The following is a 19,366-nucleotide window of genomic DNA, read 5'->3' as shown; positions in this document are numbered from 1 at the left end:
AACCTAATCAATTTAAATTTAAACCAAACTGAATGTATGAACTTTTACACTCAAAGTAATCGGCCCAATGCCTTAAAGGCTGCAGGGCTGGTTACAAGTTATTTTAACCTAACCTGTATTAGAACAATGAAACTTTTTGTTGTTTTAATAACGGTTTTATGCTTACAGGTTAGTGCATCGGCATTTTCCCAGAACATTAGCATAAACCAAAAAAACGTGCCTCTTGTACGTGTTCTGAAAGAAATTAAGAAACAAAGCGGTTATTTTTTCCTGTATGATGCAGATTTGATTGAAAAACTGGCAAAACCGGTAACAGTTGATGTTAAACACGCCGAAATCAAAGAGGTACTTGCACAGGTTTTAAGATCACAGCCTTTTAGCTGGGAAATTAAAGAAAATACCATTTTAATTATGCCCCTTGCCAGGAGCAACAATGTTAAAGCAATTGATGTAACAGGTAAAATTGTTGATGAGAATGGAAACCCCATGCCTGGCGCTTCGGTAAAGGTTAAGGGGCAACCGGCTGCTTCAGTTACCGATAGCGATGGAAATTTTATCATTAGAAATGTAGACGAAAATGCGGTATTGGTTATCTCATACATTGGTTACACGGATAGAGAAGTAATGGCAAAGTCACAGATGGGTACGTTGAAATTAACGCCATCAGCAGGCACTTTAAGTGATGTGGTGGTGACGGGTTATACCAACTATACTAAAACACAATCAGCTGCAGCGAGTTCTTTGGTTACTGCTGATAAAATTAATACAGTTCCGGGATTAACAGTCGATCAGATTTTACAAGGCCGTGTACCTGGAATGAGTGTAATTTCCACCACCGGACAGCCGGGTCAAAGTGCATCAGTTGTCATTCGCGGTATTGGAAGCGTGAACGGTTCATCCACGCCATTATTCGTTTTAGATGGTGTGCCGATCGAAGCCGGCTATTTCCAAACCATTAACCCGGAAGATATTGAATCGGCAACGGTGTTGAAAGATGCATCCGCAAAAGCACTATATGGTTCAAGAGGATCGAATGGCGTAATTGTGCTTACGAGCAAAAAAGGTAAGGCAGGTAAAATTGCGGTTAATTATACTTCACAATATGGTTTCTCTAATTTAAGCAGGCCAAATTTCGAGATGATGAACACTGCTCAGCGTTTACAGTTCGAAGAAGAAATTGGCGCAACTTTCGGTCGTAATCTCGGCCCGGGCTGGACATACTCTCCTAAAAACCCAACTTACGCTGCAGGAACCGCAGCATCACGTGCACGTGCTGATTATATCATCGACAGTTTAAAGCAGATCAATACCGATTGGAGAGATATTTTCTTCCAGCGCGGTAAATTTCAGGAACAACAAGTGAGCATTAGCGGTGGAAATGATAAACTTCGCTTTTACAATTCATTAAACTATTATAGTCAGGAAGGCGTAGCGAAACGTACCGGATTGGATCGTTACTCATTAAGAAGTAATTTAGATTTTAATGATGGTAAATTTAGCGGAAGTACCAATGTGTCTATTGGCTATTCGCAATCAAGCTTTACTGAAGGTGAGGGCGGAACAGGCGCTGGTACGGCTATGGCTTCGGTTTATTATGCTTTGCCTTACGAAAAACCCTATGCATCTGACGGTACGTTGGTACACCCGGGAAACAGATCCCAATATTTCATCTTAGATCAGCGTGAAGGAAGTCAGGCTTTAGAACGTTTACTGAATTCATCAGATAAAACAGAACAATTAAAATCCATCATCAGCACTGCTTTTGCCTATCAGATTTTACCTGAATTAAAAATAACGACCAGGGCCGGTATTGATTACCGCCAGTCAACTGACCAGCAATTCATTAATCCGGATTCTTATTATGGATCAAGAAGTGTAGCCAATACATTAGGTGGAAAAGGTCGTTTAACTGATGCGAGCAGAAGAAACTTTAATATTATTTCAACTACCGGCTTAACTTACGCGAAGAAATTCAATGACCTTCATGACTTTGAAGCTTCTGCTTTTTATGAATACGTTTACAATAATTACAATTCATTTGGTTTTAGTGCTTACGGTATCGATGGTCGTTTACCGGAAACACCGGCAGGTGCAACAAATGGCAGCGCGACATTTTTGCCAAGTACCACTGGTGGAAAAACTAAAAATGCCCTGGCATCTATCATGGGCATAGCCAGATATACTTACAATGATAAATATACCTTAACAGGAAGTTACCGTTACGACGGATCGACCAGGGTAGCACCGGAAAATAAATGGCACGGTTTCTATTCATTCGGTGCAAACTGGAATGTTAAAGGAGAAGAGTTCTTAAAGAATAATGAATTAATTAACGATTTGCGGCTAAGAGGAAGTTACGGTATTACAGCAAGTCCGTTCGGTGGCGATTTCTTGTATTTACCAACTTACGCAGTGAATACCTCTTATGGTGGTGCTCCGGCATTAAGAGCAACTACCCCGGGCAATGATGCTTTTGACTGGGAATACGTGAAAGAATTCAATACTGGTTTTGATTTAGCGGTATTCAGCAATAGGTTACGCGTTACGGTTGATTATTATAATAGAAAAACTACTAATATGTTCATCAATCAACCACTTTCTGCAACATCCGGCTTCCTTGAGTTAAACCTGAGTGCTGGTATCATGAGAAACAGGGGAGTGGAGTTTGAGGTAAGTGGAGACGTAGTCAAAAACCGTGATTTTATCTGGACTATTGGCGTAAATGCGGGTTATAATAAAAACAAAATTTTGCATGTTACCGATTTGGTGGATTCATATCCTGATGGTGATACGCGGATTTTAAAAGTAGGGATGCCTTATGGCACTTATTATGCACCAGATTGGGCAGGTGTAAATCCGCAAACGGGAGAGCCTCAATATTATAACCTTGATGGATCGATCACAACTACCTATAATGTAAACACACAAAGCAACACCAATTCCGGAAGTTTATACCCAACATTTACGGGAGGCTTTAATACTTCATTAAGTTACAAAGGCATTACTGCATCAGCGTTGTTTTCTTTCGTATCAAACGTAATGCGATGGAATAATGAAGATTTTTATAATGAAAACCAGCGATACGCCACCAGTAACCAAACGGTTAGGATGCTCGAAAACAGGTGGCAGGTTCCTGGAGATACAGGAAATGACGCGATTTTACAAAAATTCGATCTTCCAAGAAACTTCACCTCAAAAGATATTCAGGATGCTTCATTCCTTAGATTGAGAAATGTAAATGTGGGTTATTCCTTACCAAAAAGTTTATTGGAAAAAACCAAAATCATCAGAGGTGTTAAAATCTTCGTTCAAGGACAAAACTTATTTACCTGGACAAAATGGAGAGGTTTAGATCCGGAAAACAATGCTGTTTATGGCCGCTTCCAATATCCTAACACCAGAACCTACACAGCAGGTTTAAACGTTAACTTTTAATAATTACAGCAATGATTAATAAAATATCTCAAATATACTTACTGCTATTTTCGTTGTTAGTTTTAACATCGTCGTGCGCAAAATTGGATTTGGTTCCAACAGATAGCATCTCACCAGATAAAGCTTACAGAAATATCAATGATATCAATTTAGGTGTTCTTGGTGCTTACGCCCTTTTAGACGGCGGTACCATTGGTGTAGTTTCTACCGTTTCTGATGAAGCTACGTTTCCAACAGAAAATACGGTTGGAAATAGCGATGCTTTCAGGTGGCTTTACAATGCAGGTAGTGGATCCGTGACGTCTCAATATTATACATTTTATGTTGCGATAGACCGTATAAACAGAACCCTGGCAGGTTTAGATGCATTAATGCTAACAGGAGCAGACGTGGCAACCGGTGCACGCTATCGTGGAGAATTACTTGCTTTGCGCGCTTATTTTCACTTTGAGCTGCTCCGTAACTATGCCTCATCTTATCAAACTGGTGCTTTAGGTGTGCCTTACATGAAAGCTTCTGCAATTATTTATCCTGCAAGAGACAATTTTGAAGTAGTTGTTGCTAATGCAAAAGCAGATTTAGTAGCCGCTAAACCGTTAATTCCAACAACTTTTACAGATAAAACCCGTATTACAAAAGCTGCTGTTTCAGCTATACAAGCCAGATTAGCTTTGTACGAAAAAAACTGGAGTGAGGCAATTACTTACGCCAACGAAGCTATTGCGGCTACTCCGCTTGCTACAAAAGTGCAATTTCCAGGTATCTGGACAGATGCGAATGATAGTGAAGTCATTTGGAAAGCAAAACGCGTTGGCACAACAGATTCACGTATGGGCGATTTTTATTTCCGGCAGACAGGAGGAATTGTTTTATACGCTCCGGCTTTTAAATTGATCAATGCTTTTGATAAAGTAAACGATATCCGTTATGGTGCGTATATCAGATTTGACGCGACAAGAACCGGAACCCGATCGCAATACCTGGTTAATAAATATATTGGTGGTACTACAACAGCGCCTGGTTTAACTGATATTAAATTGTTCCGCACAGGAGAAATGTACCTGATTAAAGCTGAGGCAGAAGCAGAGTCGACAGGTGATGCCGTTGGAGATTTAAACACCTTACGTAGTGCCCGCATCAACGGGTATGTTACTGCTGCTTTCACCGACAAAGCAACTTTAATCGCTGCTATTTTACAAGAGCGTTACAAAGAGCTGGCTTTCGAAGGACACCGTTTTTTCGATTTAAAAAGAAGAAATTTACACGTAGTCAGGTTGGCGGCCGATGCTGCAAATGCATCCGGAGCAATCACCCTGCCGGTCACTCAGGCGCAATATGCATTCCCGATTCCTGCAGCGGAAATTTCAGTAAACAAACAAACCGTTCAAAATCCTAATTATTAAAGAAATAGTTTTTGACCCTGATCACGTTGAGCTTGCCGAAACGCCAATAGATGTGTCCCTTGAATTTTTACAATGAAACAATCCTTTCTTATCATTTTAATGGCATACTGTTTTTCTGTTATGGGATGTAGTAAAGCAACCGAAACTGTAGTACCTCCTTCAACAGGCAATGGTATAAATACACCTGTTGCCAAACGTAGGCCAGCATCAATCGGAATTGTTGGTGATAGTGCCAATGTGGTCAGATCAACGAGTGGCGGTATGGTTTTAATGGGTGGCGGAAATGATGTGGATGCCGCTTTTAAATGGATGATGGAAAGAAACGGTGGAGGCGATGTGGTGGTTTTACGTGCTACAGGAACAGACGCTTACAACCGGTACATCAATGGCTTGGGAAGTGTCAATTCTGTAGAGACGCTGCTTATTAATACGAGAGAACTGGCGAACAACGATACCGTTGCTTACATGATCCGCAATGCAGAGATGGTTTTCATTGCCGGTGGCGACCAGTCTGACTATATGAAATATTGGAAAGGCACCAAGACCGAACAGGCCTTAAATTTTCTGCTAAACGATAAAAAAGCACCAGTTGGCGGCACCAGCGCAGGTTGTGCTGTTTTGGGTGGTTTTTATTACAGTGGCGAAACCGGTGGCTTAACTTCTGCGCAGGCATTGGCAAATCCGTACCATGCTAATGTTACTTTGTACAATAACGATTTTCTGAAAGCACCTTATTTACAAAATGTAATTACCGACCAGCACTATTTAACCCGCGATCGTGAGGGAAGGTCTCTGGTATTTCTAGGAAGGATTAATAAGGACTTTTCGGTTCAGGCTAAATGTATTGCTGTTGATGAGCGCACAGCTGTTTGTATCGATCAAAATGGAAAAGCACAGGTTTTTGGTGATTATTCGGCCACGAGGGCTTATAGTTATGCATATTTCATTGTTCCTGATGCGACTAAACAGCCGGAGCGGTTTGAGGCAAACCAAAGTGTAAACTGGAACAATGGCGGAAAAGCGTTTTCTGTTTATGAAATTGCTGCCTCGGTTGATGGTGGTGGAAGTTTTAATGTTGCTACCTTTAAAGTAAATGAAGCCAGCGGTGGCAAATGGTACGCTTGGTGGATAGATAACGGAGTTTTAAATAAAAAAGATCAATAGATAAAATGAAAGCATTGAAATTATTTACAGTATTGTTATGTGCTGTATGGGCATTGAATGTTAATGCACAACAGAAAAAATATGTAATGGTGATTCACGGTGGTGCAGGTACCATTTTAAAGAAAAACATGACACCAGAGAAAGAAGCTGCCTATGTAGCCGCTTTAACAAAGGCTTTGCAGGCCGGTTATGCAGAAATTAAAGCAGGTAAATCAAGTCTCGACGCAGTTGAGGCAACCATCCATGTTTTGGAAAACGATCCGCATTTTAATGCCGGTAAGGGTGCAGTTTTTACTCATGATGGCCGAAATGAACTGGACGCCGCCATTATGGACGGAAAAACCTTGATGGCAGGATCCGTTGCTGGTGTCACAACCGTTAAAAACCCCATTTCTGCAGCAAGGGCGGTAATGGAAAAATCAGAACATGTGATGATGGTGGGTTCGGGGGCCGATCTGTTTGCAAAAGATGCCGGACTGGAAATTGTAGATCCTAAGTATTTCTGGACAAAGGAACGTTGGAACGGTTTGCAGGAAGCCATTAAAGAGGATTCTACTAAAGCAGTTTTAGATCATGGCAGTAAAAAATCAGGATTGCTTGGCATCAAAAACCACGATTATAAATTCGGTACCGTAGGCTGTGTGGCTTTAGATCAGGCAGGCAACCTGGCGGCAGGAACATCAACAGGTGGTATGACTAACAAAAAATATGGAAGGGTAGGCGATGCGCCGATTATTGGTGCAGGAACTTATTGTAACAATGAAACAGCGGGTATTTCGTGTACCGGCTGGGGCGAATTTTACATCCGCAATGTGGTAGCCAAAACCATTTCCGATTTAATGGAATACAAAGGTATTTCGGTAGCAGAAGCTTCGAAAATTGTATTGGATAAAGTAGGCAAAATGGGCGGCGACGGTGGTTTGATCGCATTAGATAAAAAAGGTAATGTAGCCATGCCTTTTAATACTGAAGGCATGTACAGGGGCACCATAACCGCAGATGGAAAAATTGAGGTAAATATTTACAAATAATGAAGAAACTATTTTTGATGACATGTCTGGTCAGCCTTTCATTAATGGCGGCTGCCCAGGGAAAGCCTGAAGGTAAGCTGTTTATCATCGGAGGTGGCGATCGGTCCGATGCGTTGATGCAAGAAATGCTGAATACTGCTTCACTAAAAGCAAACGATTATATTATTGTGTTGCCAATGGCTAGCGAGGTGCCTGATGTAGGCTTCGGAACCCTTTCTACTCAGCTAAAGAAGCTTGACAACCGGACGATCAGGAATTTTAACTTCAACAAACATGATGTGAATGATAAAAACTGGATTGATTCGCTAGCCGGGGCAAAACTGATTTACATTTTAGGCGGAGACCAGAACCGTTTTATGAAATCGGTACTGAATACACCGGTTTACGCTGCTATTCATAAGGCTTATCAAAATGGAGCTACTATTGCCGGAACAAGTGCTGGCGCTGCGGTAATGAGTAAGTATATGATTACCGGCAAACAACTTTTAGATACCGTTTATAAAGAAACCTTCAATAAACTATGGGATAAAAATATCGAATTTGCTGAAGGAATGGGTTTGTTGCAAAACATCATCATTGATCAGCATTTTTTAAAACGTAACCGTTATAACCGGTTAATTTCTGCTTTGGCAGCGCATCCCAATATGGTTTGCATAGGTATTGATGAAAGCACTGCAATCGTCGTTCACGGCAATAAGGCAACAATTGCAGGCGAAAGTCAGGTCGTTCGTCTGGCCAATCCAAAATCACTTACAAAAACCGGTAAAGGTTTGCTAAAATTTAAACACGCCGATTTTGGTATTTTTACCGCAGGTGATGTGATTGATATTAAGCCTTAATGCATTTGCGATCGCATTTTTACGAGTGCGCAAATAACATGGCGATTCCATCGCTTTCAGGGAAAGCCTATCTTGAGAAATTAAGGTAGGCTTTTATTTTTAATTCAAAAATTAACAAACTGTTTAACAAAAGGAAAATTAACTTATCTTTCATTTTTCCTAAATCAGAAATGAAAAAGATTTTCTCCAATTTAACAGTTCAGGTTTTGGTCGCTATTTTCATAGGGATCTGTGTGGGTACTTACTTTCCTGGCTTCGCACCAACAGCCAAAATGATCAGTGAGGGGTTTATCAACCTCATTAGCATGTTAATTGCCCCGATTATATTTTTTACCATCGTTTTGGGCATCGCACACATGGGTGATATGAAAAAGGTTGGCCGGGTTGGCGGTAAGGCACTGTTATATTTCGAAATTGTAAGCACGGTTGCCATTGCCATTGGTTTGCTCGTGGCGAATATCTTAAAACCGGGTGCAGGAATGGTAGCCAAAACTGGTGATGCTACAAAAATCGCAGGATATGCCGAGCAGGCAAAAGAGATGAATTGGGGAGAATTTTTCCTTCACATCATTCCACATAATGTAATGGCTGCTTTTGCAGAGGGAAATATTCTGCAGATTTTGCTGTTTGCCATTCTTTTTGGTTATGGATTGAACAAGCTGGGGGCTGATGGAACCAGTGTTTTAAATGCTTTCGATAAAATCTCGAAGGTGCTTTTTAAAATTATGAAGCTGATTATGCGGTTAGCGCCAATAGGAGCTTTTGGTGGGATGGCTTTCAGCATTGGTACGCATGGCCTGGAAAGTATCTTCGGAATGGCAAAGTTGATGGGCTCAGTTTATTTAACCTGCATTTTATTTATTTTTATTGTGTTAAACGGAATCTGCAGATACTATAAATTTAGCCTTTGGCAATATCTGAAATACATCCGTCAGGAGATATTGATTGTGTTGGGCACCTCTTCTTCCGAATCGGCCTTGCCCAGTATGATGCAGAAAATGGAAAGCATTGGCTGCGATAAATCGGTGGTGGGTTTGGTTATTCCAACGGGTTATTCTTTTAATCTCGATGGTACAGCCATTTACCTGGCCATGGCAGTGATATTTCTCTGCCAGGTTTTTCATGTCGATTTAACATTAGGACAGCAGATTACTGTTTTAGGGGTACTTATGGTCACTTCAAAAGGGGCAGCAGGTGTAACCGGAAGTGGTTTTATTGTATTGGTATCAACCCTCACCGCCTTAAAAATGATGCCGATTGAGCACATTTCTATTTTAATTGGTGTAGATCGTTTTATGAGCGAGGCCAGGGCCATTACCAACGTAATCGGAAACGGCGTGGCCACTATTGTGGTTGCCAAAAGTGAAAACCAGTTTGATGAAGAAAAATATTTGAAGGCCATTCAACCTGTAACCATAGAAAAGGGTGAGGAAGGTTAGTTTGGAGTTGAGCGTTTGGCGTAAGGCGATCAGGAAGTCGAAAGCAAACGGTTAGTTTGGAGTTCTCCCTCGAGGCGTCACCCTGATCCTATGGTTTGGATTTATTTCAGGATCTTTACTATTAGAGAAATACTGACGAATCAGGTTTTCTGTAAATGAGGGTTTGTTGCCTTTCGGTTAGATCAGTCCTTCTTTCCGCTATTATCTTTTTGTGAGGGTTTGCAGGCACATTTTTTGTTTCTGCACCAAAAAGGATAGCCGCTTCAATAAGGTTTATTGAAGGTGGGGCTTGTAAGAAACCAAGCAACGATTTGCAAATTGTTAGCCATTTTGTACTTTGTGACTTGCATTAACAGTTCGATATAGCCCCGGGCGCAGCGGTATCCCCGAAGCGCAGCTAGGGATATAGCGAAGCACGGGAACCGAGTTTAATTGTAGCTACAGGTCTTGCGCTCCAAAAAAAGTGATTTTTAAGCTGAGTTCGATAGGTGTACCCTTTTGGAACCTAAACCAGGTCCTAATTTGAAATGGTCGTCACCCTGAATTCATTTCAGGGTCTTAATAGACAGAGAGGTGCTGAAATAAATTCAGCATACGACAATCCATAAAACCTTCTCGCCTTCAACCTTTTTATTTATTGAAACAAATTCAACAGCTATCGGATCAAAGTGGCAATCGCTTTATTTCTGCAGTTGTTACTCCCAACTAAAAACGCCCAACTCCAAACCATTTCGATTATTTTTCAAGTCTTCCAATCTTTCACCTTCCCGCCTTCAACCTTCTTATGTGTCTGATTTGCCTGCTAAGTCCAACCAAAAACTCCCGACTCCAAGCTAATTCGATTGTTTTTCAAGCCTTCTAACCTTTAACCTTCCCGCCCTCAACCTTTTTTCGTATCTTTGCAGCAGAAACAGGCAACACAGCTTGTTTAGTTAATCCATAATACATTGGCTCAAGAAGAACAAAGTAACCGCAAAGAAAAAAGCGAGTTACATCCGCGCAACAAACACCGTTCGCGTTACAATTTCAAACAACTTACTGCCGCTTCAAAAGAATTAAGACGTTTTGTTTTTAAAAACGAACATAACGACGATTCAATCGATTTCGCTGATCAAAACGCCGTAAAAGCACTAAATAGGGCGCTGTTGAAATATTTCTACGATATCCAGCAATGGGATATTCCACAGGATTTTCTTTGTCCGCCTATTCCCGGCAGGGCAGACTACATCCATTACATTGCCGACCTGCTTGGATCAAGCAATAAAGGTAAAAATCCCAAAGGACCTAAAATCAATGTGTTGGACATTGGTGTAGGCGCTAACTGCATTTACCCGATTATCGGTCATCAGGAGTATGGATGGAGTTTTGTGGGGTCGGAGATTGATCCACTTTCAGTTGAATCGGCAAAACGCATTATCGAAGCCAACAAACCATTGCAGGGTGCAATAGAAATCCGCCAGCAATCATCTAAAATGGGTATTTTTAGGGGGATTGTAGGTAGAATTGAGCGTTTTGATGCCGTGGTTTGTAATCCACCTTTCCATTCTTCCTTAAAAGAAGCTGAGCAGGGTACCCGCCAAAAATGGCGCAACCTGGGCGGAAATGAAAAAGAAGTAAAACATGTATTAAACTTTGGAGGCAATAAAGCCGAGCTTTGGTGCCCGGGAGGCGAACGTGCCTTTGTGGAGCAGATGATTATCCAGAGTGCGCAGATTAAAAACCAGGTGTTATGGTTCAGTTCACTCGTTTCAAAAAGCGCAAACCTAAAAAGTATTTATAATGCTTTGGTTAAAGCAAATGCTTTTGAAGTGCGTACCGTTATCATGAGCCAGGGCCAGAAAATAAGCCGCTTTGTAGCCTGGACTTTTCAGGATGAAAGAGCACAGGATGAATGGGTAAAAGGATGGAAGGTCTGAGTTTGGATTGCGCAGTTTGGCGTTGTTAGTTTTGGGTGCATAATCCAATCAGATGGTATAGTAATGCCGAGTGGATATCATCATTCGGCATTTTTTTGTAATTACTTCATTAACTGCTTACTAAACTGCCTGTAAGCAGCCAACTGTAAACAGCCAACTGAAAACTGCCAATCATTTTTTTTCATAAACAATCAAAATGGTTAGGTCGTTGCCTGCATCGGGTGCAATCCCATGTGAACTGCCCGGACGGGTTAAAATGGCATCGCCAGGTTTAACGGCAAAAGTTTTTCCGTTCATTTGCATGGTTCCTTGTCCGCTGATCACATAATAAATTTCATCCTCCTTTTGCAGGTGGTAACCAATCGATGAGCCCGGTTTCAGGATTCTTTTCCTAAAGGCTGTTTTCAGATTTTTGGCATTGGAGAAAAAGTTAAAGCCTATGGTTTTACCTCCGCCATTGTGGGTTCCTGTTTCTTCCTTAGCTACCTCAGTATCATTTTGCAAAATGTATTTACTGGTATCAGTTGTTTGAGCCTTCGCGGCAATTGAAACAAAGAGGATAAAAAATAGTACGGCTAATGTCCGGTAACTCTTGTGGTTCATTTTTTATGTAGGTTATTGGCTTAAGCTTATCTTTCCGCTTTTAGTCTTTAAGGTAAATTTAAATGTTTTGTCCTATTGTAGCCAATATCACTTAAACTTGTTACTAAACGTGATCGGAGTGGCCCCGGTTTTTGTGACTGTTCATCGTCCCTTACCCTAAGCATATTTTTTTTAATTTGGAAACGGACGTGCAGTAATTCTTGGCTGTCTTTAGTCCTGCCATCCGCTTTACTCCGTTGCACTACGTGTTCGCTGCTGTCAGGTTTATTACCGAGGGGGCTGCTTCGGGATATGTTGCCAAAAAGCACCTGGCCTTTGTTATTAAACCCGATCTTAGTGGATGCTCCCGATTTTCATCCTACCGTGTGGACACAATTAATTACGGTATTTTTCTTCCGCTCTATGCCGCGGGGCATGATACTTTGGAGCGCCAAAGTACCCAAAGCGCTTCGTCAATCCAGCAATGAGCCTTTTGCACAATTCCATGCACATCAAAAAAACAGCGGCACTTCGTTTAATCAGTTATTGCTTATGTTTTCTTTGGTCTGATTGAGCCCTACGGGGTTTGTGTTCAATTTTTTTTAAAAAATTAAATCCATCCTCATGAACACAAAACCACTGCGTTTCAGGTTTGCTAGTGCAAGTTTATCTGGACTGCTACTGTTTTTTTGATTTCCCGGCTCCTGGGATTGACAGCGTCCTTAGCTAAAATCCGTGCTTTATTAAAGTTGGTTAGCAAAACCCCTATACCATTCTTAAAAAAGATGTGTCCACACTATAGGATTTTCATCGGAGCAGGAACGGGAGCGGGGCTGAAGCCCTCCAAAAGAACGGGACTGCTCATTTCCTAATCAAAGAACCAATATTTTTTTCTAAATGAGCGATTTGTGGTTCTTCGGTCGCTAACCTTGCCCCACACCGTGACTCCGATAGAAGAAATCGGAGGCTGCGGTTGATGTTGATAACCGGATAGCATCTTTTTTATGACAGTAAGACAATCGTTGATTTGCTTTAGGCTTTTAGCTTTAATCTTTCCCCTTTCAGCTTAAAACCATTTCCTTACATTTTACTGAAAAAACGGACTAAATAATATGGTTTTAGATTTGAATTCCAGTTCAATAATATTAGCTTTGCACAAAAAAATATTGATACATGAGCGTTTTAGTAAATAAAGATTCTAAGGTTATCGTTCAGGGTTTTACCGGAAACGAAGGAACTTACCACGCTGAGCAGATGCTGGCCTATGGTACAAACGTAGTTGGTGGTGTAACACCTGGCAAAGGTGGGCAATTACATTTAGAAAAGCCTGTTTTTAATACTGTTAAAGATGCCGTTGATCAAACAGGTGCAAATGTATCGATCATTTTTGTACCGCCGGCTTTTGCTGCTGATGCCATTATGGAAGCTGCTGAAGGCGGTATTAAAGTTATTGTTTGTATTACCGAAGGTATCCCTACAAAGGATATGATTCAGGTTAAAGAATATATTGCAGATCGTGACGTAACGCTTATTGGTCCTAACTGCCCTGGTGTAATTACCGCTGATGAAGCCAAAATTGGTATCATGCCAGGTTTTATCTTCAAAAAAGGTCATGTAGGTGTGGTTTCTAAATCAGGAACCTTAACTTACGAAGCAGTAGATCAGGTGGTTAAAGCTGGTTTAGGCATTACTACTGCGATTGGTATTGGTGGTGATCCGATTATCGGAACCCCAACCGTAGAAGCAGTAAAATTATTAATGAACGATCCTGAAACGCATGGTATCATCATGATTGGTGAAATTGGCGGTGGAATGGAAGCTGAAGCTGCACGTTGGATCAAAGAAAACGGAACTAAACCTGTTGTTGGTTTTATCGCTGGTCAGACTGCGCCTCCGGGACGTAGAATGGGCCACGCTGGTGCTATTGTTGGTGGTGCCGACGATACTGCAGCTGCAAAAATGAAAATCATGCGCGAGTGTGGTATCCGTGTAGTGGAAAGTCCTGCTGAAATCGGTGCTGCGATGGCAGAAGAATTGGCAAAGTAAGATTTAAAAATCTCGTTATAGAAAAGCGTTTCGATTAAGTTCGGGACGCTTTTTGTTTTTGACCGCAAAGAAGGCAAAGAGAAGACGCAAAGCACGCAAAGTTTTTTGTTTTATTAACCACTGAGTGTACAGAGGTTGGCACAGAGAAGTAGGAGGCTTTAGTAGGTCTCATTTTTAACCGCAAAATTCGCAAAGATTGGTTTTTATCACCAAAGGTGTAAAGAACACAAAGTTGGACTTTATTATTCTTTTTTGGTTTCACTTCGTCATTCCTGCGCAGGCAGGAATCTTAATGCCTTTGGTTAAGTTTAGCTTCCGGTTAAAACCACTTCATTTTGTTTCCCTTTCCTTTAGGAGAGGGACAGCACCGAAGATGATAAGCATCAAACTTTGTCAGGGTGAGGTAAACACTAATTCAAACCTTTAAACCAGCAAACCAAAACAATATCTATAGCGTATATTGAGGTATGAAAACGATGTTAAATAAACTATTTTTGCTTTCTGCTGTTGTTTTAACTACAGGGCTATCTGCCTGCGCACAAAAGCAGGATAAGAAAGAAACAAAACAGGCAAAAGAAGCGACACAAATTATACCCAAGAAAAAGATGAACTGGAATCCATTAACGCCCGAAGAAGAAAGGGTAATTGTACATAAGGGTACCGAATATCCTGGTACAGGTAAATATGAACATACTACAGATAAAGGAACTTATACGTGTAAACGTTGTAACGCCCCGCTATACCGCTCAGAAAGTAAGTTCGATGCCCATTGTGGCTGGCCTGCTTTTGATGATGAAATTAAAGGCGCTGTTAAGCGTATTCCGGATGCCGACGGCTTACGTACAGAAATTGTTTGCGCCAATTGTGGTGCGCATCTGGGTCACGTGTTTTTGGGCGAGGGATTTACCAATAAAGACACCCGTCATTGCGTAAATTCGATTTCCATGAACTTTGTGCCGGATCAAAAATAAGGTGGATGTAGATGGGTTAGGTAGAGGCGTAAGGCAATAAGCTTTACGCCTTTTTAATGCACAAAAATGGACTGTTTTTCCACAAATTATTGATTATAAACTAAATGCTTATATTTGCTGGCTCGATAAAGAAAATTTAGCCTATGAAGTATCTGCTGTTATTAAGTTTTTGTTTCCTGTTTTTACAAGGTAAAGCACAAAGTTCTGGTTCATCAAATGAACCGGATCGTATCAAAAAAACAGTTCTCGCGACTTATTACCACAGAAAATTCGAAGGGCACCGAACCACCAGCGGCGCCAAGTACCGGTCGAAAAAACTAACAGCTGCACATCGTACCCTGCCATTCGGCACCATGGTTAAAGTAACCAATCCGGATAACGGAAAATCTGTAGTAGTTAAGGTAAATGACCGTGGCCCTTTCTCTAAAAGATTGGCTATAGATTTGTCTGAACGTGCTGCAAAACAGATAGGTATTTATCGCAAAGGCATAGGTAAAGTAGAACTCAGTTATACAGTTGAATAATACTCCTTTTAGCTCTATTTACAGCTCAAAATACCCCTAAAATTTAAGTTATTAACACTCATTTTCGTTTGTTAAAGCCTTTAAAAGAAACAATTAGCTTTTTTTTTGCTTGAAAATGATATTAGGCTGATCGTTTTTCCCCAGCAATTGGATGGTGTGTTAACAACTTTGGTTCACAAAAAATAGCCCCCGTATATATATTTGTTATAACAAAGTTCTTTAACTTCTTGCGTTTGGAAACAAATATAAAAGCTTAGTTTTTAGTTAATTATAAGTAGATCTCTCAGATTACCATTCTAAATTTTCGCAACTAAAAACTCAGTTGTTTGCCAGGCAATAGGGTTAACACTTTCACAGCAGCGTTTTGATCAAGACATTACAATCATCATATTAAAACTGATGGATGCATGTCTTCGTCGGCTCTGAAAAAAATAAGATTTAAAAACATCAGCGTATGGAACAGGAATTATTACTACAAGAAAACAAAGACAGGTTTGTGCTTTTGCCGATTAAGTATCCGAAAGTTTGGGAGATGTATAAAAGAACGGAAGCCAGTTTTTGGACCGCCGAAGAAATCGACCTTTCTGATGACCTGAAGCATTGGGAGAACCTTAATGACGGTGAAAGGCATTTCATATCTCATATTTTAGCCTTTTTTGCAGCCAGTGACGGTATTGTAAACGAAAATCTTGCAGTAAATTTCATGAGCGAAGTTCAGATTCCGGAAGCGCGCTGTTTTTATGGCTTCCAGATTATGATGGAAAATATCCATTCAGAAACCTACGCTTTATTAATCGATACCTACATTAAAGATCCGGAAGAAAAGGATCGTTTGTTCCATGCCATCGATACTGTTCCGGCAGTAAAAAGAAAGGCCGAATGGGCGTTACGTTGGATTGATAACGGAACCTTTGCTGAGCGTTTAGTAGCTTTTGCTGCGGTTGAAGGTATTTTCTTCAGCGGTAGTTTCTGTTCAATTTTCTGGTTGAAGAAACGTGGTTTAATGCCGGGCTTAACATTCAGTAACGAGTTGATTTCAAGAGATGAAGGTTCTCACTGCGAATTTGCCTGCTTGTTGTACAGCATGTTGAGCAATAAATTGAGTGAAGAACAAGTGCATGGCATTATCAGCGATGCAGTTGAGATTGAAAAAGAATTTATTACCGATGCATTGCCGGTTGCCCTGATTGGCATGAATGCAAAATTAATGAGCCAGTATATCGAGTTTGTAGCCGACAGATGGTTACAGGAATTAGGTTACAAAAAAATATACAATGCAACGAATCCTTTCGATTTTATGGAAATGATTTCGTTGCAGGGTAAAACCAACTTCTTCGAAAAACGTGTTGGCGATTATCAGAAAAGCGGTGTGTTAACTGCTGCAGATAACAAAGCACAGGCGTTTTCTTTAGATGAAGACTTCTAAGGTGGAAGGTTAGAAGGTTGAGGGTGGAAGGTTGTTGTAATCTCGATACCTGATACTCATTACTTAATACCAATTAATTAAATTACAAAAATATAAAGCGATCATCAAGTCTTGATACTTGATACAAGCTATCTAATACAAAACTTAAATCTCATAAAATATGTTCGTACTAAAAAGAGATGGCCGGAAAGAACCGGTGCAATTTGACAAAATCACAGCGCGTATTCAAAAACTTTGCTATGGTTTAAATTCAGATCTTGTTGATCCGATTGACGTTGCCAAAAAGGTAATTGAAGGTTTATACGATGGGGTAACCACGTCGGAGTTGGACAACCTTGCTGCAGAAACTGCTGCCTCGTTAACCACCAAACATCCTGACTATGCTTTGCTGGCCTCACGCATTGCGGTTTCCAATTTACATAAAAACACCACCAAGTCATTCTCGGGTACGATGAAGATGTTGTACGAATATTTCGACCCGAAAGCGCAGAAAGAGGCTCCTCTTATCGCTGACGATATTTATGAGATCATTGAAAAAAACAAGGATATTTTAGATAGTTCGATCATTTACGACCGCGATTTCGGTTTCGATTATTTTGGTTTTAAAACTCTCGAAAAATCGTACCTGTTAAAAGTTAACGGTCAGATTGTGGAGCGCCCTCAGCATTTGTTTATGCGTGTTTCGGTTGGTATCCACAAAGAAGATATCGAAAGCGCTATTAAAACCTATAATTTAATGAGCGAGCGTTGGTTTACACATGCAACACCAACGTTGTTCAACGCGGCCACACCAAAACCTCAAATGTCTTCATGTTTCCTGTTAACCATGCAGGATGACAGCATCGAAGGCATTTACGATACCTTAAAGCAAACTGCTAAAATTTCGCAAAGTGCAGGTGGTATCGGCTTAAGCATCCACAACATCCGTGCTACCGGTTCATACATTGGCGGTACAAATGGTACCAGTAACGGAATCATTCCAATGTTACGTGTATTTAACGATACCGCCCGTTATGTAGATCAGGGTGGAGGTAAACGTAAAGGTGCTTTTGCGATTTATCTGGAGCCTTGGCATGCGGATGTTTTCGAATTTTTAGATTTACGTAAAAACCACGGTAAAGAAGAAATGCGGGCGCGCGATTTGTTCTATGCCCTGTGGATCAACGATTTGTTTATGCAACGTGTTAAGGATAATGGTACCTGGACCTTATTCTGTCCGCACGAAGCACCAGGTTTGGCAGATTGTTTCGGTAAGGAATTTGAAGAATTGTATACTAAATATGAAGCCGAGGGCCGTGGCCGTAAAACCATTAAAGCACAGGAACTTTGGTTTGCTATATTAGATTCTCAGATCGAAACCGGTACACCTTACATGTTGTTTAAAGATGCCGCGAACAGCAAATCTAACCAACAGAACTTAGGTACCATTAAAAGTTCTAACCTGTGTACGGAAATTATCGAGTATACTTCTAAAGATGAGGTTGCGGTTTGTAACTTAGCTTCATTGGCATTGCCTCGTTTTGTAATCAACGGTGCTTTTGATCACCAAAAGTTATATGATGTAACTTATCAGGCTACTTTAAACCTGAATAAGATCATCGATCACAACTATTATCCTGTTCAGGAAGCCGAAAACTCCAACATGCGCCATCGTCCGGTTGGTTTAGGGGTGCAAGGTCTGGCTGATGCCTTTATCCTGTTGCGTTTACCTTTCGAAAGCGATGAGGCTAAACGTTTAAACAAAGATATCTTCGAAACCATTTATTTTGCTTCGATGTCGGCTTCGCACGATTTAGCAGTAAAACATGGTCCTTACCAAACGTTTAAAGGTTCACCATTATCTGAAGGTAAATTCCAGTTCGATCTGTGGAACGTAAAGCCAGATAGCGGCCGTTGGGATTGGGATACATTGCGCGAAAAAGTAGTTAAAGATGGTGTGTACAACTCATTATTGGTTGCTCCGATGCCAACTGCATCTACTTCGCAGATTTTAGGTAACAACGAGTGTTTCGAACCTTATACTTCTAATATTTACACCCGTCGTGTATTAAGCGGAGAGTTCGTAGTGGTAAACAAACACTTATTGAAAGATTTGGTAGCCTTAGGTTTATGGAACAACGATATGAAAAATCAGATCATATTGGCTAATGGTTCAATCCAGGCTATCGATACCATTCCAGATTACATCAAAGAATTGTATAAAACCGTTTGGGAAATCAAAATGCGTAACATCATCGATATGGCTGCCGACCGTGGTGCTTATATCTGTCAGTCGCAATCGTTAAACTTGTTCGTAAATGCACCAAATACATCAAAATTAACTTCAATGCACTTCTACGCATGGGAGAAAGGTTTAAAAACCGGTATGTATTATCTACGTACACAAGCAGCTTCGCAAGCGGTTAAATTTACAGTAGAAAACCAGGGTGGTAAAGCAATTGAAGCCGTTATTCCTGCTCAAATCCCACAAGATCAGGTGGCAGAAGAAATCGTTGACGGGCCAGTTTGTTCAATGGAAGAAGGTTGTATCAGTTGTTCAGGCTAGTCTGGTTTATAGTTAATATAATAATGTTAAAAATTTAAACAAACT

Annotated in this window: 13 protein-coding genes; 12 read left to right on the top strand and 1 reads right to left on the bottom strand. The window is 40.7% G+C overall.

From position 1 onward, the window contains the following. Positions 1-36 precede the first annotated feature (36 nt). The 7 genes from ACFE6N_RS15670 (at position 37) to rlmF (ending at position 11,227) form a co-directional block, all read left to right on the top strand. Positions 37-3,435, top strand: a complete 3,399-nt coding sequence (locus ACFE6N_RS15670; RefSeq protein ID WP_378937948.1) for a TonB-dependent receptor — start codon at positions 37-39, stop codon at positions 3,433-3,435. Positions 3,436-3,446: 11 nt separating this feature from the next. Then, entirely contained in the window at positions 3,447-4,838 is a 1,392-nt protein-coding gene (locus ACFE6N_RS15665; RefSeq protein ID WP_378937946.1) for a RagB/SusD family nutrient uptake outer membrane protein, read from the top strand. Positions 4,839-4,910: 72 nt separating this feature from the next. Continuing rightward, complete coding sequence (locus ACFE6N_RS15660) at positions 4,911-6,002, top strand: cyanophycinase (RefSeq protein ID WP_378937944.1); 1,092 nt, start codon at positions 4,911-4,913, stop codon at positions 6,000-6,002. A 5-nt stretch (positions 6,003-6,007) separates the two neighbouring features. Further along, the gene (locus tag ACFE6N_RS15655; protein ID WP_378937942.1) at positions 6,008-7,033 is read left to right on the top strand and encodes an isoaspartyl peptidase/L-asparaginase family protein; all 1,026 of its coding nucleotides are present in this window, start codon (positions 6,008-6,010) and stop codon (positions 7,031-7,033) included. Continuing rightward, a complete protein-coding gene (locus ACFE6N_RS15650; RefSeq protein WP_378937940.1) occupies positions 7,033-7,872 on the top strand; it encodes a cyanophycinase in 840 nt (279 codons plus the stop codon). The genes ACFE6N_RS15655 and ACFE6N_RS15650 overlap by 1 nt, the downstream gene beginning before the upstream one ends. A 170-nt stretch (positions 7,873-8,042) precedes the next feature. Next, a complete protein-coding gene (gene dctA / locus ACFE6N_RS15645; protein WP_378937937.1) occupies positions 8,043-9,311 on the top strand; it encodes a C4-dicarboxylate transporter DctA in 1,269 nt (422 codons plus the stop codon). Between the two features lie 947 nt (positions 9,312-10,258). Then, entirely contained in the window at positions 10,259-11,227 is a 969-nt protein-coding gene (gene rlmF / locus ACFE6N_RS15640; RefSeq protein ID WP_378937935.1) for a 23S rRNA (adenine(1618)-N(6))-methyltransferase RlmF, read from the top strand. 171 nt (positions 11,228-11,398) lie between these two features. On the opposite strand, the gene ACFE6N_RS15635 is transcribed toward rlmF, so the two are convergent. After that, positions 11,399-11,830 (bottom strand): cupin domain-containing protein, encoded by a 432-nt coding sequence (locus ACFE6N_RS15635; RefSeq protein WP_378937933.1) that lies wholly within the window; start codon positions 11,828-11,830, stop codon positions 11,399-11,401. 1,152 nt (positions 11,831-12,982) lie between these two features. Here ACFE6N_RS15635 and sucD point away from each other — a divergent pair. The 5 genes from sucD to ACFE6N_RS15610 all read left to right on the top strand — a co-directional run bounded on the left by sucD (position 12,983) and on the right by ACFE6N_RS15610 (position 19,321). Next, a complete protein-coding gene (sucD, locus tag ACFE6N_RS15630; RefSeq protein WP_090984694.1) occupies positions 12,983-13,855 on the top strand; it encodes a succinate--CoA ligase subunit alpha in 873 nt (290 codons plus the stop codon). Positions 13,856-14,322: 467 nt separating this feature from the next. Beyond that, positions 14,323-14,826 (top strand): methionine-R-sulfoxide reductase, encoded by a 504-nt coding sequence (locus ACFE6N_RS15625; RefSeq protein WP_378937930.1) that lies wholly within the window; start codon positions 14,323-14,325, stop codon positions 14,824-14,826. A 143-nt stretch (positions 14,827-14,969) separates the two neighbouring features. After that, positions 14,970-15,350, top strand: a complete 381-nt coding sequence (locus tag ACFE6N_RS15620; protein ID WP_378937928.1) for a septal ring lytic transglycosylase RlpA family protein — start codon at positions 14,970-14,972, stop codon at positions 15,348-15,350. A 454-nt stretch (positions 15,351-15,804) separates the two neighbouring features. Further along, positions 15,805-16,776, top strand: a complete 972-nt coding sequence (locus tag ACFE6N_RS15615) for a ribonucleoside-diphosphate reductase small subunit (RefSeq protein WP_090771670.1) — start codon at positions 15,805-15,807, stop codon at positions 16,774-16,776. Positions 16,777-16,936: 160 nt separating this feature from the next. Then, a complete protein-coding gene (locus tag ACFE6N_RS15610) occupies positions 16,937-19,321 on the top strand; it encodes a ribonucleoside-diphosphate reductase subunit alpha (protein ID WP_378937926.1) in 2,385 nt (794 codons plus the stop codon). The last annotated feature ends 45 nt before the right edge of the window (positions 19,322-19,366 follow it).

The sequence above is a fragment of the Pedobacter sp. BG31 genome (assembly GCF_042464845.1).
Lineage (GTDB): Bacteria > Bacteroidota > Bacteroidia > Sphingobacteriales > Sphingobacteriaceae > Pedobacter > Pedobacter suwonensis.
The sequence above is the reverse complement of the archived record's forward strand: the minus strand, read 5'-3'. Positions and strand labels throughout refer to the sequence as shown.

Excerpts from the sequence above, each read along its gene's own strand:
- ACFE6N_RS15670 (WP_378937948.1), top strand. The coding sequence starts at position 37 with ATGAACTTTTACACTCAAAGTAATCGGCCCAATGCCTTAAAGGCTGCA.
- ACFE6N_RS15665 (WP_378937946.1), top strand. The coding sequence starts at position 3,447 with ATGATTAATAAAATATCTCAAATATACTTACTGCTATTTTCGTTGTTA.
- ACFE6N_RS15660 (WP_378937944.1), top strand. The coding sequence starts at position 4,911 with ATGAAACAATCCTTTCTTATCATTTTAATGGCATACTGTTTTTCTGTT.
- ACFE6N_RS15655 (WP_378937942.1), top strand. The coding sequence starts at position 6,008 with ATGAAAGCATTGAAATTATTTACAGTATTGTTATGTGCTGTATGGGCA.
- ACFE6N_RS15650 (WP_378937940.1), top strand. The coding sequence starts at position 7,033 with ATGAAGAAACTATTTTTGATGACATGTCTGGTCAGCCTTTCATTAATG.
- dctA (WP_378937937.1), top strand. The coding sequence starts at position 8,043 with ATGAAAAAGATTTTCTCCAATTTAACAGTTCAGGTTTTGGTCGCTATT.
- ACFE6N_RS15635 (WP_378937933.1), bottom strand. The coding sequence starts at position 11,830 with ATGAACCACAAGAGTTACCGGACATTAGCCGTACTATTTTTTATCCTC.
- sucD (WP_090984694.1), top strand. The coding sequence starts at position 12,983 with ATGAGCGTTTTAGTAAATAAAGATTCTAAGGTTATCGTTCAGGGTTTT.
- ACFE6N_RS15625 (WP_378937930.1), top strand. The coding sequence starts at position 14,323 with ATGAAAACGATGTTAAATAAACTATTTTTGCTTTCTGCTGTTGTTTTA.
- ACFE6N_RS15620 (WP_378937928.1), top strand. The coding sequence starts at position 14,970 with ATGAAGTATCTGCTGTTATTAAGTTTTTGTTTCCTGTTTTTACAAGGT.
- ACFE6N_RS15615 (WP_090771670.1), top strand. The coding sequence starts at position 15,805 with ATGGAACAGGAATTATTACTACAAGAAAACAAAGACAGGTTTGTGCTT.
- ACFE6N_RS15610 (WP_378937926.1), top strand. The coding sequence starts at position 16,937 with ATGTTCGTACTAAAAAGAGATGGCCGGAAAGAACCGGTGCAATTTGAC.